This window comes from Neobacillus sp. NPDC097160 (assembly GCF_044762155.1).
Taxonomy (GTDB): Bacteria; Bacillota; Bacilli; order Bacillales; family Cytobacillaceae; genus Neobacillus.
The window spans coordinates 17,451-40,707 of the sequence record NZ_JBIWDU010000017.1 but is presented as its reverse complement, the minus strand read 5'-3'; the positions used below and the strand labels follow the sequence as shown (position 1 = coordinate 40,707).

23 protein-coding genes, 1 tRNA gene and 4 pseudogenes are annotated in these 23,257 nt (G+C 39.6%); 5 read left to right on the top strand and 23 right to left on the bottom strand.

What is annotated here, in order from left to right; all coding sequences use genetic code 11:
* Nucleotides 1–26 precede the first annotated feature (26 nt).
* Complete coding sequence (locus ACIQXV_RS21975) at nucleotides 27–269, top strand: alpha/beta fold hydrolase (protein ID WP_402962102.1); 243 nt, start codon at nucleotides 27–29, stop codon at nucleotides 267–269.
* A 102-nt stretch (nucleotides 270–371) separates the two neighbouring features.
* Here ACIQXV_RS21975 and ACIQXV_RS21970 read toward each other — a convergent pair whose 3' ends face one another.
* The 7 genes from ACIQXV_RS21970 to yknW all read right to left on the bottom strand — a co-directional run bounded on the left by ACIQXV_RS21970 (nucleotide 372) and on the right by yknW (nucleotide 7,161).
* Nucleotides 372–941 carry a YitT family protein gene (locus ACIQXV_RS21970; protein ID WP_402962100.1) on the bottom strand — a complete coding sequence of 190 codons (570 nt, stop codon included), beginning with the start codon at nucleotides 939–941 and terminating at the stop codon, nucleotides 372–374.
* A 225-nt stretch (nucleotides 942–1,166) separates the two neighbouring features.
* Complete coding sequence (locus tag ACIQXV_RS21965) at nucleotides 1,167–2,048, bottom strand: GNAT family N-acetyltransferase (RefSeq protein ID WP_402962099.1); 882 nt, start codon at nucleotides 2,046–2,048, stop codon at nucleotides 1,167–1,169.
* 87 nt (nucleotides 2,049–2,135) lie between these two features.
* Complete coding sequence (trpB, locus tag ACIQXV_RS21960) at nucleotides 2,136–3,302, bottom strand: tryptophan synthase subunit beta (RefSeq protein ID WP_402962097.1); 1,167 nt, start codon at nucleotides 3,300–3,302, stop codon at nucleotides 2,136–2,138.
* 181 nt (nucleotides 3,303–3,483) lie between these two features.
* Nucleotides 3,484–4,677: an ABC transporter permease gene (locus ACIQXV_RS21955; protein ID WP_402962095.1), complete on the bottom strand. Its 1,194-nt coding sequence runs from the start codon at nucleotides 4,675–4,677 to the stop codon at nucleotides 3,484–3,486.
* Nucleotides 4,674–5,366 carry an ABC transporter ATP-binding protein gene (locus ACIQXV_RS21950; RefSeq protein ID WP_402962093.1) on the bottom strand — a complete coding sequence of 231 codons (693 nt, stop codon included), beginning with the start codon at nucleotides 5,364–5,366 and terminating at the stop codon, nucleotides 4,674–4,676. Before ACIQXV_RS21950 ends, ACIQXV_RS21955 begins: the two co-directional genes overlap by 4 nt.
* A complete protein-coding gene (locus ACIQXV_RS21945; RefSeq protein ID WP_402962092.1) occupies nucleotides 5,363–6,490 on the bottom strand; it encodes an efflux RND transporter periplasmic adaptor subunit in 1,128 nt (375 codons plus the stop codon). The genes ACIQXV_RS21950 and ACIQXV_RS21945 overlap by 4 nt, the downstream gene beginning before the upstream one ends.
* Nucleotides 6,490–7,161 (bottom strand): YknW family membrane protein, encoded by a 672-nt coding sequence (gene yknW / locus ACIQXV_RS21940; RefSeq protein ID WP_402962090.1) that lies wholly within the window; start codon nucleotides 7,159–7,161, stop codon nucleotides 6,490–6,492. The genes ACIQXV_RS21945 and yknW overlap by 1 nt, the downstream gene beginning before the upstream one ends.
* 264 nt (nucleotides 7,162–7,425) lie before the next feature.
* Here yknW and ACIQXV_RS21935 point away from each other — a divergent pair, with 264 nt between their 5' ends.
* Complete coding sequence (locus ACIQXV_RS21935) at nucleotides 7,426–8,757, top strand: hemolysin family protein (protein WP_402962088.1); 1,332 nt, start codon at nucleotides 7,426–7,428, stop codon at nucleotides 8,755–8,757.
* Between the two features lie 98 nt (nucleotides 8,758–8,855).
* Here ACIQXV_RS21935 and ACIQXV_RS21930 read toward each other — a convergent pair whose 3' ends face one another.
* The 4 genes from ACIQXV_RS21930 to ACIQXV_RS21915 form a co-directional block, all read right to left on the bottom strand.
* Nucleotides 8,856–9,782, bottom strand: coding sequence for an aldo/keto reductase (locus ACIQXV_RS21930; protein WP_402962087.1), 927 nt, complete (start codon nucleotides 9,780–9,782; stop codon nucleotides 8,856–8,858).
* A gap of 106 nt (nucleotides 9,783–9,888) precedes the next feature.
* Nucleotides 9,889–10,407 (bottom strand): methylated-DNA--[protein]-cysteine S-methyltransferase, encoded by a 519-nt coding sequence (locus tag ACIQXV_RS21925; protein WP_402962085.1) that lies wholly within the window; start codon nucleotides 10,405–10,407, stop codon nucleotides 9,889–9,891.
* Nucleotides 10,404–10,988 carry a bifunctional transcriptional activator/DNA repair enzyme AdaA gene (locus ACIQXV_RS21920; protein ID WP_402962083.1) on the bottom strand — a complete coding sequence of 195 codons (585 nt, stop codon included), beginning with the start codon at nucleotides 10,986–10,988 and terminating at the stop codon, nucleotides 10,404–10,406. Before ACIQXV_RS21920 ends, ACIQXV_RS21925 begins: the two co-directional genes overlap by 4 nt.
* 89 nt (nucleotides 10,989–11,077) lie before the next feature.
* Nucleotides 11,078–11,791, bottom strand: a complete 714-nt coding sequence (locus tag ACIQXV_RS21915; RefSeq protein ID WP_402962082.1) for a 2OG-Fe(II) oxygenase — start codon at nucleotides 11,789–11,791, stop codon at nucleotides 11,078–11,080.
* Nucleotides 11,792–11,929: 138 nt separating this feature from the next.
* Here ACIQXV_RS21915 and ACIQXV_RS21910 point away from each other — a divergent pair, with 138 nt between their 5' ends.
* Nucleotides 11,930–12,859 carry a DNA-3-methyladenine glycosylase family protein gene (locus ACIQXV_RS21910; protein ID WP_402962080.1) on the top strand — a complete coding sequence of 310 codons (930 nt, stop codon included), beginning with the start codon at nucleotides 11,930–11,932 and terminating at the stop codon, nucleotides 12,857–12,859.
* Nucleotides 12,860–12,875: 16 nt separating this feature from the next.
* Nucleotides 12,876–13,514 carry an endonuclease III domain-containing protein gene (locus ACIQXV_RS21905; RefSeq protein ID WP_402962296.1) on the top strand — a complete coding sequence of 213 codons (639 nt, stop codon included), beginning with the start codon at nucleotides 12,876–12,878 and terminating at the stop codon, nucleotides 13,512–13,514.
* Nucleotides 13,515–13,688: 174 nt separating this feature from the next.
* On the opposite strand, the gene ACIQXV_RS21900 is transcribed toward ACIQXV_RS21905, so the two are convergent.
* The 3 genes from ACIQXV_RS21900 to ACIQXV_RS21890 all read right to left on the bottom strand — a co-directional run bounded on the left by ACIQXV_RS21900 (nucleotide 13,689) and on the right by ACIQXV_RS21890 (nucleotide 16,347).
* Nucleotides 13,689–15,092, bottom strand: a complete 1,404-nt coding sequence (locus tag ACIQXV_RS21900) for a sensor histidine kinase (protein WP_402962078.1) — start codon at nucleotides 15,090–15,092, stop codon at nucleotides 13,689–13,691.
* Nucleotides 15,082–15,756, bottom strand: a complete 675-nt coding sequence (locus ACIQXV_RS21895; protein ID WP_402962077.1) for a response regulator transcription factor — start codon at nucleotides 15,754–15,756, stop codon at nucleotides 15,082–15,084. The genes ACIQXV_RS21900 and ACIQXV_RS21895 overlap by 11 nt, the downstream gene beginning before the upstream one ends.
* A 201-nt stretch (nucleotides 15,757–15,957) precedes the next feature.
* Nucleotides 15,958–16,347 carry a PspA/IM30 family protein gene (locus tag ACIQXV_RS21890; RefSeq protein WP_402962075.1) on the bottom strand — a complete coding sequence of 130 codons (390 nt, stop codon included), beginning with the start codon at nucleotides 16,345–16,347 and terminating at the stop codon, nucleotides 15,958–15,960.
* Between the two features lie 9 nt (nucleotides 16,348–16,356).
* Between ACIQXV_RS21890 and ACIQXV_RS21885 the strand changes: the two are divergent.
* Nucleotides 16,357–17,118, top strand: a pseudogene (locus tag ACIQXV_RS21885) (IS110 family transposase); the annotation flags it as partial.
* A gap of 266 nt (nucleotides 17,119–17,384) precedes the next feature.
* On the opposite strand, the pseudogene ACIQXV_RS21880 reads toward ACIQXV_RS21885, so the two are convergent.
* The 9 genes and pseudogenes from ACIQXV_RS21880 to ACIQXV_RS21840 all read right to left on the bottom strand — a co-directional run bounded on the left by ACIQXV_RS21880 (nucleotide 17,385) and on the right by ACIQXV_RS21840 (nucleotide 23,189).
* Nucleotides 17,385–18,698 (bottom strand): annotated as a pseudogene (locus ACIQXV_RS21880) (6-phospho-beta-glucosidase).
* 49 nt (nucleotides 18,699–18,747) lie between these two features.
* Nucleotides 18,748–19,071: a PTS sugar transporter subunit IIA gene (locus ACIQXV_RS21875; protein WP_342342308.1), complete on the bottom strand. Its 324-nt coding sequence runs from the start codon at nucleotides 19,069–19,071 to the stop codon at nucleotides 18,748–18,750.
* 113 nt (nucleotides 19,072–19,184) lie between these two features.
* A complete protein-coding gene (locus tag ACIQXV_RS21870; protein ID WP_402962073.1) occupies nucleotides 19,185–19,502 on the bottom strand; it encodes a PTS sugar transporter subunit IIB in 318 nt (105 codons plus the stop codon).
* Between the two features lie 62 nt (nucleotides 19,503–19,564).
* Nucleotides 19,565–19,844, bottom strand: a pseudogene (locus ACIQXV_RS21865) (phospho-sugar glycosidase domain-containing protein); the annotation flags it as partial.
* A 250-nt stretch (nucleotides 19,845–20,094) separates the two neighbouring features.
* Nucleotides 20,095–20,325: a hypothetical protein gene (locus ACIQXV_RS21860; RefSeq protein WP_402962072.1), complete on the bottom strand. Its 231-nt coding sequence runs from the start codon at nucleotides 20,323–20,325 to the stop codon at nucleotides 20,095–20,097.
* 357 nt (nucleotides 20,326–20,682) lie between these two features.
* Nucleotides 20,683–20,844 (bottom strand): annotated as a pseudogene (locus ACIQXV_RS21855) (transposase); the annotation flags it as partial.
* Between the two features lie 16 nt (nucleotides 20,845–20,860).
* Nucleotides 20,861–20,934 (bottom strand) — tRNA-Ile (locus tag ACIQXV_RS21850).
* A 196-nt stretch (nucleotides 20,935–21,130) separates the two neighbouring features.
* Nucleotides 21,131–22,909: a polysaccharide deacetylase family protein gene (locus tag ACIQXV_RS21845; protein ID WP_402962070.1), complete on the bottom strand. Its 1,779-nt coding sequence runs from the start codon at nucleotides 22,907–22,909 to the stop codon at nucleotides 21,131–21,133.
* 130 nt (nucleotides 22,910–23,039) lie between these two features.
* Nucleotides 23,040–23,189: an ABC transporter permease subunit gene (locus ACIQXV_RS21840; RefSeq protein WP_402962068.1), complete on the bottom strand. Its 150-nt coding sequence runs from the start codon at nucleotides 23,187–23,189 to the stop codon at nucleotides 23,040–23,042.
* Nucleotides 23,190–23,257: the final 68 nt, after the last annotated feature.

Here is a 23,257-nt window from a genome sequence, read left to right as displayed (position 1 = left end):
AATTACCAATCCAGCCATATGCTAACATGCTGCAGCTTCAAGCCTGCCTGGCCCATGATACCTCAAGTGAAATTGACCAAATTACCGCTCCGACTTTAGTCATTCACGGAAATGAAGATAAATTAGTACCGTACCAAAATGGAGTTACATTAGCAGAAACCATTCCCGGAGCAGAATTTTTAACCATTCAGGGTCCCGGCCACATCTATGTAACGGAAGCAAATGATTTAGTGAATAAAAGAGTACTAGAGTTTTTAAAAAATAAATGAGTAATAGAAAATGCCCGATCAATAGTTAAATGATCGGGCTTCTTTATTTTTGAAATAAAATAAAAACTGAAAATCTTGGTTAACTAAAATTTCGACAAATAATTAGTATTCCTTAATAGAAAAATCAATCGTTTTATATGCGACGAAAAAGGTTGCCAATGAGTAAATGGCCTCATATAAACCGAATATGAAAATTGAACTTCCAAAAATGAATAAATTAAAAAACAGGACATATTGTCCAATCGAAAAAGGGGAACGTTTACTAAACAAGATAGCCAATACCTCTGTCCCATCCAAACATCCGCCATACCGAATCGTGATACCGACACCTAAACCTAAACTGAAACCGCCAAGGATAATCACTAAAATGGGGTTATGAGTAAGAACAGGAATCGGTTCAAGCAGGTATGTTCCTGCTGACAGAACAAGGATGGCGAAAAGGCTGAGCATGAGAAACCTTCTTCCTAGATAAGAATAAGCAATGATAAAAAAGGGTGTATTCAATAGTAAAAGAAACAAACCTACTTCCTCCCGGGTGATATATGAAAGAATAATGCTTATTCCAATGATGCCCCCGTCAATCACATAATTTTTCACTAAAAATAATTGCAATGAAATTGCGACAAGCGATGCACCAAAAAAAATAAAACAACTCCGCTTATAAAAAGACATATTTTCCGCCCTACTATTGTTTATGTAAAACCTAACCCTTGTCCAATTCATAAAACTCCCCTTTTACTTAAAATACAATCCCTAAGTATGATTAAATATATTCACACAACCCAGAAAAATACTCTACCGCACCACCCGAAACATAAAAAGATAAAAAAACCACTAGAAACAAAACCAAGTTTGTCACTAGCGGTAGGTTAACAATGGTGACAGGCACCCTTTACACTATGCCTGCGATGTTATTGGATGTTTAAATTCAGCTGGCAGTGTGATGTTTGTTTGGTTCTTGATAAAGAGGGGATTATTCGTTTGGTATGGCTGTTCAGTTAACATTACTTCTTTATCATCGGGATGAAAGTGGAATATCGTTTTATTAATATTTGCTCCGGCGATTTTGCTCAAAATACTATAAACATTTACATCCTCCATACAAACCACATCATAAAGGTGTAGAATATCGTCTTCTATTTGGAAGATGACTAGTGCCTTTTCCTGTTCAAGATAATAGAGGTCATGACTGAAAACCATCATACAATAAAACATCAAAAGCTCCTCACTGCTTGTCGTCCCAAAGGTCCTAGAGCCTGAGACCCTATCAGCTGCTAAGGAAAAGATGAAGGCTAAATCCTCAGAATTGCCGCCGTCTAATTTTTTTATTACGGGTGGATTTGGTGGGAACTTATGGCTGTAGTCCATGGCAAACTGCACTTCCTCCACCCTCTGAAAACCAAATTTCGGATAAAAATCCAATACTGATTGATTGGCAAACAAATAAATAAGGTCAACATGTTTGAAATCCTCTAAGACCCTATCCATCAGCAGTCTCGAAAGCCCTTTATTTCGATAATCAGGATGCGTCATCACCGTACCAATTTGAACGGCCTGTTTTAACTCACCATTGATCACCAAGTTTAAGAGGTTAACAGAAACATTTGCTACTACTTTACCATTGTCTATGTATGAATATGGTTGATATTTTTCAGTCCAATATCCGTGCTGATACCAGGTTTCAAACTCTATACCAAACGTGTTTAATGCAAGTTCATTAAAGCTGTTCCTTAATTGTTCATGATCTTTATAGTCTTTAATAAAGGTTAAATTCCCCATGTAAAACCATCCCCCTAAAAACACAACTTTATTCTAGTTCAGGTTAATTTTAATAAGGACGAGCCATTATTGACCCGCCCCCTCCTATTATTGTTTTAACATATTAAATACTTGCTCAACGTCTTTATCACCGCGGCCTGAGAGGTTCACAATTAACACATCATCCCCTGCCAAATCCTTTGCCAGCTTAATAGCATGTGCAACAGCATGGGAACTTTCCAATGCCGGGATGATCCCCTCCATTTTACTCAGCAATTGGAATGCCTCCAACGCCTCTTGGCCTGTGACTGTTACATACTCAGCCCTGCCGCTGGTTTTCAAATAGCTATGCTCTGGTCCCACACCAGGATAGTCCAGGCCGGCAGCGATTGAGTAGGTTGGCTTCGGTTCCCCTTTTTCATCTAGCAGCGTTAAACATTTAAAACCATGGATGACGGCGGGGACACCTTCAGTTAATGTTGGTGCTTCCGCTGGTTCAGCTCCGATTAAGCGGACATTAGGTTCATCAATATAATGGGCAAACGCTCCAATCGCATTACTGCCGCCGCCTGCACAGGCAATCACAGCTGTTGGTAGTTTCCCTTCTTTTTCTAGGATCTGACGCTTCGATTCTTCACTAATAATCGCCTGGAAATGTTTGACCATTGTAGGGTATGGATGCGGCCCCACCGCTGAACCTAGTAAATAAAAGGTATTATTATAGTTTTGCACCAGGTCGCCCAAGGCTTCATCGACGGCATCCTTTAAGCGGCCTTGGCCTTTTTCAACAGGAACGACTTTGGCTCCTAATAATTCCATGCGAAAAACGTTTAGTGCTTGACGCTCGGTGTCTAGTTTACCCATGTAAATTATACATTCCATCCCGAACATGGCGCATGCTGTAGCGGTCGCAACACCGTGCTGTCCGGCCCCCGTTTCCGCAATAATCCGCTTCACACCCATCCGTTTTGCTAATAAAATTTGTCCAATCGCATTATTAATTTTATGTGCACCTGTATGGTTTAAATCTTCACGTTTAAGATATATTTTTGCACCGCCAATTTGCTTAGTTAAATTTTCAGCAAATGTTAGCGGATTTTCCCGCCCAATATATTCTTTTAAATAATATTTATATTCTTCAATGAATTCCGGGTCATCCTTGTACTTTAAAAACTGTTCCTCAAGCTCATTCATCACTTGTTGCAAATCCTCTGGGATAAAACTACCGCCAAACTCTCCAAAATAACCTTTGCTCTCTACACTCACTTTTTCCATCCTCGACTCGTCTCCTTCTAAACTATCATTTTGGATCAGTTAACCGATAACAATTAACTGAATATTTCACGAATTATCTTATCATACCGTTCCCTTTCTGCCAACATTTCAGCAACGATCCAAGGCTAAAAAAATTGAGGCACCATATGATCTGTGCCTCAAGACAAAATATTATTTTCCGCTATTCATACCGAAGCGAATCAATTGGGTCAAGCTTGGCGGCTTTGTTGGCCGGAAGTAAGCCGAACAAAACCCCAATAACCATCGAAAATAAAACGCCGCCTAACACCACTTGCCATGAGATCAAGGACGGCCAGCCTGCAAAAAAGCTTACCACTGTGGCTGTTCCCCAGCCGAGAAAAATCCCCAGAATACCGCCAATTAAGGTCAATGTCATAGATTCTATGAGAAATTGCGTCAATACCTGGCCGCGGGTTGCTCCAAGTGCCATGCGGATACCAATTTCTCTTGTTCTTTCTGTTACCGATACAAGCATGATATTCATGACCCCAATACCACCAACAAATAAAGAGATTCCGGCAATGCTCCCGATAATCAAGGTCATGATTTTTGTAATCTGCCCGATTCCTTGGGCGATTTCTTCCATATTGATAACCTGATAGGATTTATCCGTATTATGCATATTATTGAGAAGCTTAGCAGCCTTTTTACCAGCGGCCTGAAGTTGTTCAGCAGAAGCTGCTTGAAGCGTAACCTGGGTAAAATCGCTGCTGCCGTAAAAATTTTTCCATGTTTGAAACGGAAGATAAACCTCCATTGAACCAAATGAAAGCAGACCTGACGGCTTTTCCAAAACTCCGATAATTTCGATTGGCTGGTTTGCAACCATCAAAACTTTACCGACAGGGCTTTCCTGTTTAAATAATTCTTCTTTCAATTTATCGCTAATGAGTCCAACACGTCTGCCGCCAAGAAAATCAGCAGAAGAGAAGCTTCTTCCTTTTGCAACCTTTAACTCATTCAATTGTAAGTAGGCCCGATTAATACCAGTTGACGAGACATCAGCAGTTTCTTTTTGAAACCTGGCTGCCGATAATTTCGTGCTTGAAGCAACAACTCTCTTAATTTCCGGTATTTGTTCGAGGGCACGTATATCCTCTTGCTTAAACGGAGCCTGCATAAAAACATTAGGGTTAGCTCGCATTTCCTCATCAGAAGGCTGATAAAACATTTCAATCGTATTCCCCGGTCCGGTAATTTGTGATTTCAACATCGCTTCTCCACCCTGTCCGATGGCCACAACGATAATGACTGCACCGACCCCAATGATAATCCCAAGCATCGTCAGAATACTGCGCATCTTATGTGCTTTAAGGGAGCTTAATGCCATGGCGAGGTTTTCCATAAAACTCATAACGATCGCCCCCTATCCATTACAGAAGGGGACTGAATCATTCCATCCCTAACCATAATCGTCCTGTTTGCATATTCCGCCACTTCAGACTCGTGGGTAACAACGATAACCGTTACCCCCTCCATATTTAGTTCTCTAAATTGTTCCATGATATCCTTGCTAGTTTTCGTATCAAGTGCTCCTGTCGGTTCATCCGCTAAAATAAGCTTAGGCCTATTCACAATGGATCTTGCAATGGCTACCCGCTGCTTTTGTCCTCCAGATAAGGCATTAGGAAGGTGGTCCATCCGATCTGACAGTCCTACTTTTACTAATGCCTCTTCAGCTCGAGCCTGGCGCTCTTTTTTGGATATACCAGCATAGATCATTGGAAGTTCAACATTCTTTAATGCAGATAAGCGCGGCAGCAGATGGAATTGCTGGAAGACAAACCCGATGGATTGATTTCTAACCCGCGCTAATTCCTTGTCATTATAGTGCGAGACATTTTCTCCTCCAAGGTAGTACTCTCCTTCGGAAGGCTTATCTAAACAGCCGATGATGTTCATCAAGGTCGATTTCCCTGAGCCTGATGGTCCCATAATAGCAACAAACTCGCCTTGCACAATCTCAAGGCTAATTCCATTTAATACATGCACACTTTCTTTTCCAAGTAAAAACGATTTAGTGATGGAATCGAGCTGGATCATTTGACTGTCACTTCCAACCCGTTCTTAAGATTATCGGGTCCAATAACAATAACTTGGTCGCCCTTTGATACACCTTCAAGGACTTCAATCTTTTCACCAGATGTAATCCCCGTTTTCACTTTCTGCTTTTGGGCTTTTCCATCCCTTACAATAAACACATAAGGCTTGTCACCATCATCATGCACCGCATCGATTGGCAGCACCATAGCAGTCCTTTTCTCTGTTTCAATTTCCATAATCACCTGGAAACCCGGTTTTAAGCTATTCGTGTCACCTGAAATTTTTACAGTGACGGGATACTGGACAGCCTGGCTCCCATTTTGCATAGCCGCTTGGCTTTGCTGTGGGAGAATAGCAATTTTTGTGATTTCACCTTGCCACTCTTGACCCGGAACTGCGTCAGACTTTAAAATAACCTGCTGCCCACTGCTAACTTTTAATGTGTCATATTCAGATAAAAGTCCGGCTGCTGTCATTCCTTCCAGCTTACCAATATGTATAAAAGGTTCAGCCATGGTTCCTTCCATTGAAGAGGTTTCCGGTTTCTTCGCAGATAACACCACACCGTCTATTGTACTCTTAATCTCTAATTCAGCTTGCCGCTTGCTGATCATATCCTTTTGGAGTGAAGTTTGCTTCAAATCCAAATTAGCTAATTTTTTTTCCATTTCAAGCTGTTCTTGTTCGGGAGCAAGCTGTTTCTTTGCTTCCTCTTTACCAACTTGGTCTGCCAAAGTCTTTTCCTTGTCCTTTAACTGTTTTATTTTCTTATCCATTTGGTTAATCTTCAAATTAGCCGATTCAATCGCCAATTTGTTTTGTTCAATTTCTAAGTCAAGTTGTGGATTTTGAAGCTTTGCCACAACCGTTCCCTTCTTGACCGTCTGTCCTTCTTCCACAAGCAGTTCCTTCAGCTCTCCCTTGTCAGGGGCGGCATATACCATTTGTTCCTCTTGAAGTTTTACTGTACCTGGGATCATCAATAGCGAAGATATTTCCTCCTGTTTGATTACAGCTGTTTTGACGGTAGGTCCTTTTGCAAAAACTTGCCGGTAAACACTGACGGAAATCATGATGATGACTAGACTAATTACACCAATTGCAATCCACGTTTTCTTTTTCATTATAGTTTCGGCGCTCCTTGTAAGAGCGTTCCAATCAATCCAAAGCCAATTTGAAGTAAGAAGATGGCAATCGCAATCGTCCAAGCCAATCCTTTAGAAAATTGCGCTGTTCTATGAAGTCCCAAAGCGGTTAATATCACGCCCCATATCCCAAATACTTCAATTGAACCAAAGACACCTGCTTTTTCTGAATTTAACAAACCTGCTAAACTGGTAATATAGATTTCCGGATTTCCACCAATTCCAAATCTAATCGCCATGTTTAAAAGGAGCCCGATTGCTCCGATCATCATGATATAGGTATTCATTGAAAATAACTGTTTAAAAGTAACCTCTGCATTAGCTATTTTAGCAATAATTAATTGGATGACACTGCTAATAAGCACACCGAATATGGGTATAAATAATCCCATCACCGCCATCATTACCTTTGTGAATCCTAAAATAAGATCTACTTGATTTTCTGGAACCCCTGTACCAATTAATGTGTCCGTATCCATAGAAAGTGCCATTAGCGTCGTTCCAACTGTATAAAGAATAGTAATAATGATCAGGGGCACCCAAATTTTCGGATTTCCCTTAATCCTTTCAAACTGCAGCCCAGGACTCGCAAACATCCCTACTAAACTCGGACTCTCTTTCTTCACATTCATCTCTTTTTCCAATTCCATTTTCAACACCCCTATTTCCACATATGTAAAATATTCCTATTAAGTATACGATAAATCGGAGTAAAAGTTTCAGTATTTTGGAAAAAGGTTTCTTGCTCAAAACATGAACTAGGGTTCACATTTTCTTTGACAAAATATATGGTTTTATGTAATAATTGAACTATAGTTCATATTTAAACAAGTCAATATAGTAGATGACTAATTTTCTATAAAACCATTATTACGACTGGGGGTGTAGGTCTTAACGATGTTAAGGCCAACCATTTGGACATAGTTAACCTGATCATCATTGCCATCTTCATTGCATTAACTGCGTTTTTTGTAGCGGTAGAATTTGCGATTGTAAAAGTAAGAGGCACACGTATCGATCAACTGATTAAAGAAGGAAAAAGTGGGGCAAAGGCTGCCAAACATGTGGTAACGCACTTGGATGAATATTTATCAGCCTGTCAGCTCGGAATCACTGTTACTGCTCTTGGTTTAGGCTGGTTAGGAGAGCCCACTGTTTCAAAAATACTACAGCCAGTATTTCATCTATTTCATTTAAACAGTTCCCTCACACATATTTTATCGGTCATAATTGCCTTCGCGCTCGTAACATTTATAAATGTGGTTGTCGGAGAATTAGCTCCCAAATCCTTTGCCATCCAAAAGGCGGAAACGATTATGCTCATTTTTGCTAAACCGATGATTTGGTTTTACAACTTGTTTTATCCCTTCATCTGGGTGCTTAATGCTTCATCGAGAAAGTTAACAGGGTTATTCGGGTTGAAACCGGCCTCTGAAAACGAGATGGCCCATTCCGAAGAAGAATTGAGGATCATTCTTTCGGAAAGTTATCAACGCGGTGAAATTAATAAATCAGAATTAACCTATGTAAATAACGTTTTTGATTTTAATAATCGAATTGCTAAAGAAATAATGGTGCCTAGGACTGAAATAGTAGGTGTCTCTATCGATGATCAGCCTAAAGATATCCTTTCACTAATTAAAGAACAAAAATATACACGCTATCCCGTTATGAACGGTGATAAGGATAACATTGTTGGTATTGTGAATATCAAAGATATTTTAACCACAAAAATATCACATGATATAGTAAGTGAGAAGCCGATAACGCCTTTCATCAAACCGGTCATTAGCGTAATTGAAACCATCCCTATTCAAAATTTGCTGCTGAAATTGCAAAAAGAAAGAACCCAAATGGCCATCCTTTTAGATGAGTTCGGTGGTACTTCTGGTCTCGTTACAGTTGAAGATATCCTTGAAGAAATTGTAGGGGAAATCCGGGATGAATTCGATGCGGATGAAGTTTCTGAGGTACGTAAAATCAAGGACTTTCATTATATTGTCAGCGGGAAGGTTCTCATTGAAACCGTCAATGACCTTTTGGGAACATCGATTTCAAATAAAGATTTAGACACCATTGGCGGTTGGTTCCTTTCTAAAAAATTTGATGCTAAAATTGATGAAAACATTGAAATTGACGGTTTTTCATTTAGAATAAAGGAAATGGAAGAACATCATATTTTATTTATGGAGATACAGAAACTGGCTGAGCTGGAGTACGCGCCTCCTGAAAAATCTGTTTCTTAACCATTAAGCAAATATTAAAACGGGCTGAATCTGGAATTCAGCCCATTTTCTATATTTACCATATGATTTAACTGTTTTGTAAACCCTTAATTATTATTTTAAGGTACGATATTCCCGGCAGCTTTGTAAATTTGGTACCATTCTTCTCTCGTTAAAGTAATTTCGGCACCTTTACATGCGTCTTTCAATCGCTCAACATTGGTTGTACCAAGTACTACCTGGATATTAGCCGGATGACGTGTAATCCAAGCAGTAGCGATGGCAGTATTCGTTACACCATACTTTCCGGCAATAGTATCTATTACCTCATTCAACTTTGGAAAACGTTCTAAATCACCTAAAAACGACCCTTCAAAGAAGCCGTGCTGGTATGGTGACCATGCTTGCATCGTAATATCTTGCAGACGACAATATTCCAAAATACTGCTATCGCGGTTAATCGCTTGGTCATTCTTCATATTCAATGCAATACCGGAGTCAATCATAGGTGTATGCGCAATACTAAATTGGAGTTGATTTACAACCAATTTATACGGAATATATTTTTGTAAAAGTTCAATCTGTGCTGGATTATGGTTTGATACACCAAAATACTTTACCTTGCCGTTAGTATGAAGCTCCTCAAATGCCTCAGCCACCTCAGCAGGATCCATTAATGGATCGGGACGGTGAAGTAGCAAAATATCGAGATAGTCGGTTTTTAATCGCTTTAAAATCCCATTTACCGACTCAATGATATGCTCTTTCGAAAAATCAAAATACCCTTCCGGCGAAATAATACCGCATTTGCTTTGCAGAATCATTTTTTCACGGATGCTCGGATTCATTTGAATGGCATCTGAAAAAATCTCCTCACACTTACCCTTTCCATAGATATCAGCATGGTCAAAGAAATTAATCCCCTCATCCATTGCTGTCCGGATTAACTTTTCAGCTTCCGGCAAAGAAAGCTGTGTTAACCGCATGTTGCCCATAATCATGTTTGAAACGTTTAATTCGGTGTTGGCGATGTTTATGTATTTCATTCAGAACCCTCCTTGTATAATCATCATTATCATTATACTCTTGAAGTGTAAACAATAAAAATACAACGCTTACTCGAAAAGCGCTGCATTTGTTTAACCATTTTTATTATTTTCGTTCTAAATCTAGAAGTTGTGTCTTCATCTCTAAACCACCCCGATAACCGGTCAGCGAGCCATTTTTCCCGACCACCCTGTGGCATGGTACGGTAATTAACACAGGATTAGCTCCTATCGCCGCTCCTACTGCACGTACTGCGGCTGGCTTATTGATATGGTTTGCGATGTCGGAATAGGACTTCGTCTCTCCAAACGGAATCTCACAAAGTGCGTTCCAGACAGCAACTTGGAACTCTGTCCCATGGTAATCAAACGGAACAGTGAAATTCTTTCGTTTTCCACTGAAATACTCTTTTAGTTCTTCTGCATAGATGTTTAGCTTCTCATTGTTTTCCACTAGGTGGCTTCCTGGAAACCGTTTTGCTGCCCAATCAGACAGTTCCTCAAACGGCTTGTTCTGCGCCCCCACGTAACAAAGCCCCTTCTCTGTCGCAGCAATATATAAATTCCAATTTTCATTATTGAACAGTGACCAATAAATGAGTGTCTTTTTATTTTGTGCTTTCATTTTGTCCCCTCCGATTCATGTAATTGACGAAAATGGGCGGGTGTTGCTCCCGTCATCTTTTTAAATAATGTAATAAAATAGGGCGTATTAGAGATGCCAACCTTCATTGCTATATCTGAAACCGTTCGGTCCGATTGAAGTAAATATTTTTTAGCTGTATTTATTCTGGCTTGCTGGATATATTCAACAGGCGTGATGCCGGTAATCTTTTTAAATGTCCGGTGCAAATGATACGGACTTCCATGACCTATTTCAGCTAATTTTTCAAGCGTAAGTTTTTCAGCGTAATTTTTATCAATGTATTCTATCATGATTGCAACCCATTCGTTATCCGGTAAGCGCTCGTTCGTGGGTTTACACCGTTTACATGGACGGTAATTGGCAGATATGGCTTCTTCAGCATTTTGAAAGATGCGCACATTTTCCTTTTTAGGAACGCGAGATTTGCATGACGGCTTACAGAAAATTCCTGTGGTTCTAACCGCATAGAAAAATTGATTATTGTACGACGCATCGTTGCCGATAATAGCCTGCCATTTTTCATCGGTCATGATTTCATTACTAGAATCCCCTTTTTTCATTTAAACCACCTCTAGTTACTATTATAGCTCCGAATCAAACAGAAGGTAGGTTTTCATGGATAAAAAAGCAAGATATTGAAATTCAATTGCTATTTCGCATCATGGAAGATAATCCCTAATCCATACCTTTCCCCAGAAGTAATCGTACTGACCCCGTGACGAAGTGTATTTTTGTAATATCCTTTTTTCCCCTGGGAAGGCCGATAGTTTGTAGGAAAAATAATCGCACCACCTTGTTCAACTGTTAGGACATGTCCCCTGCTTTGAGCCCGTGGTATTTGCTCTACGAGGAGAAATTCCCCACCGGTATAATCTTGCTCTCGCTGATTGAGGATAATGACAACTTGAAATGGAAAAAATACGTCACCATAAAGATCCTGATGCAGACAATTGTATCCGCCTTTTTCATATTTTAATATCAAAGGTGTTGGTCTAATTTGCTCCTTTTCTTCACAAATCTTTAAAAAATCAGCATGTGACTTCGGATATTGTTCCGTTTTTCTCAAATATCCCAACCAGCGATTAGCGGTCTTGGCCAACTCTGGATAAAACGATTCTCGTAACCCTTGAATTAAATCAGGCAATGGATAGGAAAAATATTTGTACTCCCCGCTGCCAAAGCGGTATCTCGCCATATTAATCGTTGTTCTGTACGACTGTTCATCATTATAAAGCTCCATAATTGATTCACATTCTGCTTTTGTTAAAATTGGGCCCAGCTTCGCAAAACCTTGGTCATCTAATTCCTGTTGAATGGCTTCCCAATCTAAGCTTTGTACACGGGATTGGATATCTTGAACCATGGTGATCCCCTCCAGTTTTTTGATATTATCAATATAACCTGATTTCATTGGAAAATAAGCTAATAAAGAATATAGCCGCAAGATAACGAAATTAATTTTTGTGATAATAATAGTAGAAATAGACCTGGAGGAAATGAAATGAAAGAAGTTCAACAAGAGTGGCGGGAGATCAAAGAGAACATCGTCATCAACCTGCCAACAGATTTTAAAATAAATGCTAATCTTGGCTATTTAGAACGCAATAAAAATGAGTGTATGTTTGAGGTTGAGAATGAAATGATCACGAGGGTGATTGCCCTTGGTGGAACGCGAACCCTAGTAAGGATACACGTAAATGAACATAATCAAATGACCGTATCATTTTTAAAAAATTCAAGACCTCAAAAACGCGCGGAGCTTGAAGAGGTGGCCAAATACGTTCGAGAATGGTTTGATCTTAATCGCGATTTAACCCCATTTTACGAAATGGCAAAAGCAGACCCGCTGCTGAAAAAGCCTGTCCAGGAATTTTACGGATTACGCGTAATCGGCGTGCCTGATTTATTTGAGGCACTTTGCTGGGGTGTTTTAGGGCAGCAAATTAATCTAGCCTTTGCCTACACCTTAAAAAGACAGTTTGTTGAAAAGTTTGGTAACTCTATTGAATGGAATGGGAGAAACTATTGGATTTTTCCAACCTATGAGAAAATAGCCAAATTAACCCCTGCAGATTTAGCTGATATTAAAATGACCGTGAAAAAGAGTGAATATATCATTGGCATTGCTCAATTAATGGCTAGCGGGGAATTATCAAAAGACAAATTATTGAAAATGGATAATCTAATTGAAGCCGAAAAAAGTTTAATTAATATACGCGGGATTGGTCCGTGGACAGCAAATTACGTATTAATGCGCTGTTTACGATTTACCTCGGCTTTTCCGATAGCTGATGTCGGCTTGCACAATGCTATCAAGCATCTAACCGATTCGAAGAACAAGCCAACCAAAGAAGAGCTTTTAATGCTTTCATCAAGGTGGGAGAATTGGCAAGCCTATGCCACGTTTTATTTATGGCGAGTCCTTTACTAACAGAAATGGTGATAAGATGAACCACGACTATCAATTGCTATACAACCAATTATTTGAACACTACGGCCCACAAGGCTGGTGGCCAGCAGAGACTCCGTTTGAAATGATGATGGGTGCAATCCTCGTTCAAAATACGAGCTGGCATAATGTTGATAAAGCATTATTTAATTTAAGGCCCTTTTTGGAGCCGGAAGCGATTGAAAAATTAACGCTCGATCAACTTGCTCAGCTCATTAAGCCAAGCGGCTTTTTCAATATCAAGGCAAAGCGGATCAAGTCCTATATGGACTGGTTTAAAACCTATGATTATGATATTGATTTGATAAAAAAAAGAGACAGGTACCAACTGCGAGCTGAACTTTTAAACATTAAAGGCATCGGCCCTGAAACAGCTGATGTTATTTTGCTTTACGCATTTAATACTCCGATTTTTATCGTTGATGCTTATGCAAAGCGCATTTTTTACCGTTTAGGATATGAAATGCCCGCTTCCTATGATGCCTTTAGAAAACTTGTAGAAAAAAAATTACCAAGAGATTTGAAACTTTATAATGAATATCACGCGTTGCTTGTTGAACATGCGAAGCAACACTGTAAAGCAACTCCGATTTGTGAGGGATGCCCGTTATTGCGAGTGTGTAATCGAAGGCTTTAATATACAACAAAACCTTCCGACAAAGTACAACGGAAGGTTATTTCGCATATACAGTGATTCATGGAAGACAATCTGGAATGCCCTTTGATAAGAAATTTTACGGGAAGTTATTATTTACTCGTAAAAAAGGGACACCCCCGTTTTGGAATGGGACCCTCACTCATTTCTATTAACCTATCCTTTAGCGTCTGGCACCCTAATGAAAAAGGTGCTTCCCTTTCCAGGCTCACTAGCTACTTTTATCGTCCCTTTATGGGTTTCCACTATCCATTTCGCAATCGAAAGCCCCAAGCCATGACCACCTATTTGCCGGGAACGAGATTTGTCCAATCGGTAAAAACGTTCAAAAATACGAGTGAAATCCTCTTTTTTGATTCCAATCCCCGTATCTTGGACCGCCATGCAAAGATCTGGCCCCTCTTTTGAAAGAAAAACCTTCACTTTCCCACCGTTTGGTGTATATTTAATAGCATTGTCTAAAAGAATGTATAATAGCTGAGATAATCTTTCGGGGTCACCAATGGCCATAAGTGATGTCGGTGCATCCAAGCTGGTCGTTATCTGCTTTTCATCCGCAAGCGGACTGACAGACTCCAAAGCTTTATCTGCCAGCGGCCTAAAATCAAACGTTTCCACTCTAAGGTGAATGGTATTGGAGTCGGAACGGGCCAATGTTAATAATTCACTGACTAAATGGGTCATCCGCTTTACTTCCTGCCTCATATTCGTAAGCATCCTGGCAGCAAAGTCCTCCTTCTTGGGCTCAATTGTCATTTCCATTGCATCAATGGAAGATAACAGAACACTTAAAGGTGTCCTTAATTCATGGGAGGCGTCTGCTACAAATTCCCGCTGTCTTCTAAATGCACCGCTGATGGGGATCATGGCCCGTTTTGACATTTTTTGACTAATAAATACAGCAACAACAAAAAACACAAGACCTAACACAGCAAGGATCACAAGGACCAGTTTAAATAATTGATAAGCGAACGAAATATCTTTACCAATATAGAGCTGCCCAATGAATTGACCTTTATAGTAAATCGGCTGGCTGGCAATCATTAGGCGGATATCCTGAACGGGTTCGGAATGGAGAAATCTCCCCTGTTTCCCTCTACCATTGGGATTGCCTTCGACGTGTAGCGTTTCATTCAGAATTTGATTATCCTTTATCATCCTAATGTTTAACAGGGTTGTTAAAGCCGGCCGCAAACGGCGGTCCGCCTCGTTGCCCAGAATAATTTCTCCATTCGAATAAATGACGTAATAAAAGGCTTGATTCACCCCGGCAAACACAATTTCTTGACTTTGCACACCGCTGAGGTCTCTCTTATCATTATCTAGTAAAAAATTCTCAAAATAGCGTGTTTCTTGAGCCGCAAGCGATTGCAGTTCACGTTCTTGATTTTTAAGAATTGTAACATATAAAACCACATAGACAATAACAATGAAAAGGAGGAGAAACAGAATGAGCAGTCCACTGTAAATACGAGCCAATCGTCCTTGGGTATCACTAAACACATCTTTACCACGCAGCGTAGTTAAGTTGCGTACAAATGAAAGAATGCTAGTGTTCAAGCCTATACCCCACCCCTCTAATGCTTTGAAGCAAATCTTGTTTTCCGAATCGTTCCAACTTCTTTCTGATTAATTTCACAGTTGCATCAATCGTTTTGGGAGCCACATCGGAATCATAACCCCAAATACGATCAAGAATCACCTCACGCGACAGTACTTGCCCCTTATTTTGTACCATTAAATCCAATAGCTGAAATTCCCGAGGACTTAGTTGAAGTTCCATGCTTCTAAACCGAACCATATGGCTCATTCGATTCAATACCAACTCCTGAATCTGAATCTCCTCTTCTATAATAGGGGCATAATTGCGGCGGGAAAGTGCCCGTAATCGGGCCAAAAGCTCATCGATTTCAAACGGTTTGACAAGGTAATCATCCGCTCCTGAATCCAGCCCTTCAATCCGGTCCTGAACAGTATCTTTGGCCGTCAACATTAGAATTGGACCGGAATACCCTTGTTTTCGCAAGCGGCGGCAGACCTCCACACCGTTCCCATTCGGCATCATCCAGTCAAGAACTAACACATCGAAGTGAGAGCTTATAGCGTAATAGTAGGCATCTTCCCCCTCCAGTACCCACTCCACCTTATATTTTCCTTTCTTTTTTAGCATATATTCAATTAGTTCGCCCAGTCTTACATAATCTTCGGCTAACAAGATATTCATGGTCGTGTACCCCTTTAAATTTGAGTTTGATAGATATGCAGATGATTTCCGTACCGGAAACACCCCCAACCACTCAAATCCTACCATCTTACTCTTAATGTAAACTTAAGATATTTTTTACGATAAAGTATCCTGGTTAATACTGAAAAAGAAGCACCTAACCTGATCTGCCGGTGCTTCCTTTCTATCATGAATCTATCCTTAAACAAGGACCTCTTTTTCACTTTTTAGCTTCTCTAACTCCCTATTTAAGTCCTCTTCATTCACATAGTTGCGGTAGTATACATCATGCTGTACCGAAGCATTGGCAAACTGACCGCCAGCTTGTACCTCAGCCTCCATTAATAAAATTCGTTCTTCCGCCCGAGCAACACCTCTTACGATATTGTCTGTTTGGAAGGAATTGGTCGCTTTCTGAATCTGTTTAATAGACTGAGCCACATTCGCCCGTGATGCTAAAAGTAATTTCTTATGCTGTAATTCATTGTATATTTCTTGGAGCTCGTCCAATTTTTCTTTGAGAATTTGCGTTTGTCCTTTAATCGCTTCGTTTTGCTGTTTGTAGAGGCTCAGTTGCTTTTCGTGAATCATTTTTTCTTGATGAATCCAGTCATTGGTCTGGATGTATCAAAAGGAGAAAGTCAGGTTCAAGCATTTTTAGATAAAGGCAAACCTTATCGTAAGAGTTTTAAAGTTTCTCATACGCTTGAAGGTCTTAGTTCACTTGTAGAATTTCTGGAGATAGTAAAGAAAGAATCAGGACAGAAACCACCAATCATCCTAGAAGCAACAGGACATTATCATTCTTCAGTTGTTCAATATTTAGAAGACCGTGGATATTTATTGATAATCATTAATCCATTAATATCTTATAAGGCTAAAAGTTCAAGTCTTCGGAAAGTAAAAACAGATGCGGTCGATGCGTACCATCTCTGCGAGATATTTTATAAAGAGGATCTAGAGCCTTATAAAAAGCGAGGTGTTCAACTTTTAAACCTTCGGAATCTTACAAGACAGCACGAAAATATTACGGGGGTATTGATCCAAACAAAGCTTCAATCTCAAGCAATCCTAGAACAGGTCTTCCCCGAATATAGAGGGGTATTTGGTGACCTATATTCAATGGTATCACTCTTAACTCTTTCAGAGTTTCCCTCATCTGAAGATATATTAGAGGCAAGAGTAGAAACAATAACCGATAAAATCGCTGAATTATGTAAAAGTCGATCATATAGATGGGCTACTGAAAAAGCTATTCAACTCAAGGCTGCAGCAAATCGAAATCCATTTGAAAAGACTGTCTATCAGAGTCATATTTTAAGTCTTGGTATGTATATAGAAATCATTCTTCAATACAAAGACAAAAAGTTCCTATCCCAATCGAAGAGAAAAAGCCGTCGTTTGGAAATGTCGCTATGGTGAAAGAGATTGATAAAAAGAAAAGAAATAAACAGTTAAGGAAAAACGAACAACAATTGGGTAATTATTAAAAAAGGAAAAAAAGGGAACAAGGTCATTTTAAAACCTTATTCCTTTTTTTATTCCTATGGGCAAAAATTTATTTATAAATATTTAACATTGATTCTATTTAATTACATCTACGTCAAGCCAGTGGGTCAGGCACCGCTTTAAAAGAATTGCGGTAAGTATTTCCTATGGGCTTCCAGCATTTCATCGACAATTTGTATTGCTAATGTATCTGACGCTACCAATGGATTAATCGTTAATGCAAAAATGGCAAGATTACGGTCTCCAGTTACTGCTGCTTCTGAGGCAACCCGTTCAAATGATTTGATTTGTTGTACCAGCCCGCGCACAGGTACCGGTAAGTCGCCCATTGCGATTGGTTTTGGACCATCCTTTGTAATGATACAGCTAATTTCAACAGCTGCATCGTCAGGAATGATGGCAATCGCCCCATTATTTCTCGTATTAACTGCTTGAATATCTCCTTTGTTATTATTAATACTTGAAATCAGCCGTACAGCTGCGTCAGAATAATGAGCACCGCCTCGTTTTTCTAATTGCGGCGGTTTCATATCCAGGTTAGGATCCTTGTATAATTTAAAAAGTTCCTTTTCAAGTTTACGAACAGCCTCAGCTCGTGTTCCTTCGGTTTCAGCTTCTTGTTTAACTTGTTCAAACACTTCCCTCGATTTGTAATAATAGTTATGATAATTACAAGGAATGGCATTTAAGGCTTTCAGGAATTCAGGTTCCCAATCAAAACCTTGAATATTTTTTCCGAGACTGCTATCTTCAATGTCTGTTGCCATTTCAATTACTCTATCTTTTACACTGACACCATCTAAATAGATATCTAAATCCATACACCATATGATTTAGTCCGGCGAAATCAATTCGGACTCTGGAATGATCCACCTCTAATAAATCCGCGACGGCCCTATCCATACCAATTGGAACAATACATAGTCCAACGACTTTATCAATATTTGAGTATCTTAATACTGCCTCTGTCACCATACCGGCGGGACTTGTAAAGTTAATCAGCCATGCATCCGGGCCAGCTCCTCCATATCTTTACATATATCCAAAATAACCGGTATCGTCCGTAATCCTTTAAATAACCCGCCATGCCCATTCGTTTCCTGGCCTAATACACCATATTTTAGTGGAATCCGCTCATCTTTTGCCCGTGCATCCAGCAGGCCGACGCGTAATTGGGTTGTAACAAAATCAGCATCTTTTAACGCCGCTCTACGGTCCAATGTTAAATGAACAACTACTGGCAACCCTGCCTTTTAAATCATCCGTTTTGTAAGATTACCAACAATAGTTAAATTCTCTTGTCCTTCTTCGATATCGGCCAGCCAAATTTCCGATACAGGTAATTCATCATAACATTTAATAAAACCTTCAATTAATTCCGGAGTATAACTGGAACCGCCGCCAATTGTTGCAATCTTGAGGCCCTTTTTCACTTGAAATCCCTCCTGCGTGTAGTTAAAATTATAATTTCAATAGTTGCCATTATTTGCCGAATCTTTTATACATTTCTATCATTTCTTTCACCAATTCGGTAATTGTTTCGGTGCTCATTAATTGGTCTTCAGCATGCATAAAGAGCAAGGAAAATTCAGTTTTGTCTCCGGCAGCTTCTTTTTGAATTAAGGAAGCATGTACTTTATGTCCTTCAACAAAGTATTGTTTGGACTCATCCAATTTTTCTTCTGCCAGGGCAAAATCCCCATCCTTTGCTGCATAAAGGGCTTCCATTACTAAACTTTTTGCTGTTCCAACATTGCTGATTATTTGAAAAGCGATCATTTCTAAACTTTCATTAACCATTTTCATTACACATCCCTCTGTCAGCAGCGGCGTAACTGCTGAATTTTTTACATAAGAATTGTAAAGGGAATATTAACTCTTAAGTTAATACTCCTCACAAACGAATTTTCAAAGCCTGATTATTTAGTATCAATTAGTTTTAAGGCTGCTTCTAAAACTTTTTCACCGTTCATCAGTCCATAATCTTGCATGTTAATGGAGTCAACCGGAATGTTTTTTCCTTGAAGTTTCTTTTCAAATTGAGCTTTCATATAACGGACTTGCGGGCCAAGCAATAATACATCGATGTCCTTCTTTCCCAAAATACCATCAACTTCTAAAGCAGAAACTGCAAAAATATCCGCTTCAATTGTTTTGGCTTCGGCTGCTTTTTGCATTCTTGAAACTAACAGACTAGTACTCATTCCTGCTGTACATACTAACATAATTGTTTTCATGCTATTCCCCTCCAACGGATTATTTACTATGAATCGCTTAATAATAGGTTATGCTTTTTCCATTAGCAAACAGAAAGTGTGAAGGTTGACCAAGGCTTAAAGGTAATCCAATAAAAAGACGGAATCCTTTTTAAGATGCCCGATGACATTCCGATTTCCTTCGTTTTCCATATCCTTTAAAGCGATTTGGGTTTCCCCTTTGTATTAGCCAAAATCATCATTGCAAATTAAAATATCGCCTTTTTTAATTGATTCAGTATGATGCACCGGAAAACTTTCATCTTTATATTTAATCCGTGTCATAGTGGAACGAATCATATATTCCGAGCGATCCCCTCTATAGGGGTCGAAATAACGGTCAAAGTACTGATATAATAGAGATTTAAAAAAGCCATGTGTAAGATATGTGTAATATGTTCTGAATGAATAAGTAGTTGGAAAGTTTTCCTTTCTACATTCTAGATTCTTCACCTGCTCCCATAATCAACATGGCTCGAGTGGACAGATTGAATGTTTTCGAGCTGTTCGTTCTCGGAAACATATCCACAGTATTTTTTGCACAATCGGTAAGTGGAAACATATCAACCATTTACTACTTTTCCGGTGGAAGCCATCCTTCTTCGTAGGGTATTGAATTTAGGAAGGTCTTTCCGTTTCCAATAACTAAATAAGGCTCATCATCACGGATTACAAAAGCTTGAACTTTCTCTTCATCCGCTAGCTTAATATCAACCGCTTCTTGGATTCGTATGTCGCAACAATGTAAATTTGCGTATAGAGAACTTTCCCGCAGCCCCATATTCTGTAAGAATAGCTTCTGCATCAAGTACCACCATCGAATAGTCACAATTGTAAAAGAGCTTTATTGCATTTATATGGTGTTCTTGCCCTTTGTTGTCCACCGACACAATGTGGTCATTACAGCCGATTGTAATCTGATAACATCCAGTGGAGAAGTCTTTAAAAAGGCTCAACGCAAGCCTATAACGCATTTGCTTAGCTTCTTTATCCAAATACTGTCCTTTTGCGACATTACGGTTCTGCTTTAAGAATTCCAAATTAGATAACCGCTTGTACAATTGGAAACATCATTATCCACACACTGCTCGGTCAACATGTTATTTTTTCCGAAACGTTATTTAATGAATATGGCAGTTTAGCTTCAAAGGTACCTTGCCCATTCGCTCTGTCCATAGAACTTTTTGATGCTGAGATGTTGTTTGATCCATTTGAAAGACAATTCAATGGCCCAGCGAGATTTGTTCATTTCTGAGATTTCCTCGGCACTCAAATCAAAACCTTGCCGCCGCCTGAGATATCCAAAACCGAAGTTTCTGGAAATCCCTCTTCAGATAGACGGGGCCATCAAGGACTTGAACGTCGGACCAAAAGATTATGAGTCTTCTGCCCTAACCGACTGAGCTAATGGCCCCAATATTGTCTTAATACTAAAATATTGAAGTAATGTAAATAGACCCATAGTAACTCACGAAAAAATCAAACCGAAATGGTGCTGCTGCCTCATAATAAAAATCTAACCAAGAGAAGTAGCTCACATTATTTTTTAACAAAGGCTTGCCCAGCACTAAAGTTTTTAGTACTGGACAAGATATGTGTCTTAAAAGCTTTTATTGAAAAAAGTTTGGATAATTAACGCCGGGTGAAACTGGAAAATTTCTATGCGCTCTCAGTTCGGAGACTGTCATAAAGCCAAAACCTCTACTTCGAAGTTCATGTACAATTTCAGGAAGAGCTTGCATTGTGTTAGTTTGGCCGGGTTGATCATGTGATACGTAGATTTGACCGTCTGTTAATCTATTATTACCAGTTTGAGTGAGTATTCTATTAACTAAAAAGGAAGCTGAATTGTGAATGTTCCAGTCATCCGTTGCTAAACCTCGCAAATTAGACAAGCCAAATTCACCAGCTACCATTAAAGAATTAGATGAATGGCTAGCATACGGTATACGGATCCATTGCGGATTTTTTCCGGTAAATTCACGGATTAAATCCTGATTTCTCTTAAAGTCTGCCCTCATCACATCGATGTTAGCATTATTGTCCCAACGTTCATGCTGCCACGCGTGATTGCCAATTTCATGACCTCCGGCAATCATTCTATCGACTGCCCTTCTAGAATCTGGGTTCGTTCTCGCCTTTTCAAGATTAATTCCGCTTGCAAAAAAAGTAACCTTGATGCCAAGTTGATCTATAACATCCAACAGAGCGTTTGTATTTGAGCTGAATGTATCGTCATAAGTTAATGCAACAAATTGGGTAGGCTCCGGATATGGCACAATTGCGGTAGTCGCCGGGAAAGTACGGGTAAGTACACCCGAGCCAGCTTCGTGTGTTACTTGCATAGCGGCATTGTTGGTGCCGGTCGGGTAATAGATTCTGAACCAGTTTGCCGGTACGCCGCTTAGGGTCCAGCCGCGTCTTGGTGTCAATGTTATGGTTGCTGTGTATTCAGTATCAGCTTGAAAAGTAGAATGATTGGGATTCCATACTACAGTTCCGGAATACTGACTTGAAGTGGTGATAGATGTTACAGGCGTATTTCCGGTCCTCGGAGGTATGATGTCCATAATATTACGAGAGTTGATTGTAACGGGAGAAAAGACGCCGTCGCCTTCAAGATAAATCTTCTTGATTCTTACAGATTCACCATAAGCAGGTAATCCGCCAACTCCTCTTAATCTTTCAAGATCCCAGTTGCCGGCAGAAGTACCAGGACCACCATCACTACTGGTTCCTTTCATCATTCTTATTATATTGGTATGACTATTGCTGCCCCATCCAGCATCTTGATCAATAATGAAGCGTAATATGCCGCGAAACCAGCCGGAAGGAGCTTCTTCCAATTCCATAACCACACTGTCATAACCTCTCATGTCAACGGTATTTTCAAATACAAATCTAAATGCTATGTTTCTACTTTCAACACCGTTATAAATATGAATTAAACCATCTTCATAAGCCCATGTAGAATCGCCGCCGGGTGTATGAACAGTTATATCACCAAGTTCAGCTGCCCACTGTCCATTCTCGAACAATACCGGAAGTGTAGGTCTTTCCTTAAAGGAGACTATGAAACACGCTCCGATTTGTGTATTGCCTTTCGTGTCTACAAAGATTGTGTAATCACCAGCTTCAGTTCTTATGGGATATACTCCCTCCGCATTATTGCGAATCATGAAGTCTTGGGTAGTTATACCGCCGCTATCGGTTATTGTAATCCATAATCTGTTTGAATTGCCCGTTAGTTGGTCGACCGTTGCGGTGACAGTAACACCATCTACTGTAATAGCCGGCGGTGGCGAGGAAGCAGAGGTTGGAACAACAAAGAGCGTCACAACCATGATGATGCTCAATAGTAGGGTTAAAACTTTTTTACCGATTTTCATATTTTCCTCCTAAAATATAATGTTGTTTTCTCTTTTATTATGGAGTTGAGGTTCTCCATTTCAAGTTCGCTATGATATATCCAACCTCTGGGACATGGGGTGCATCTTCCCCCCTTGCCACAGGTAAAACCTAATTTAGATATCCGAAAGCCATTAACTGTTTATATCCAGGTCTTACAATAGGTAATATGATATGCCACAACGTTTGGAATCTACTACAACCATCGATAGCAGAAGCTTTTTCAAAGCTTTTTGAAAAAGAAGTAAAATAACTTTGCATCAGCCTTATCACTTCTTTGTCTGGAGGATAGAACTGTCTTGGTAAAACCTATACAACATAGTTTTTCA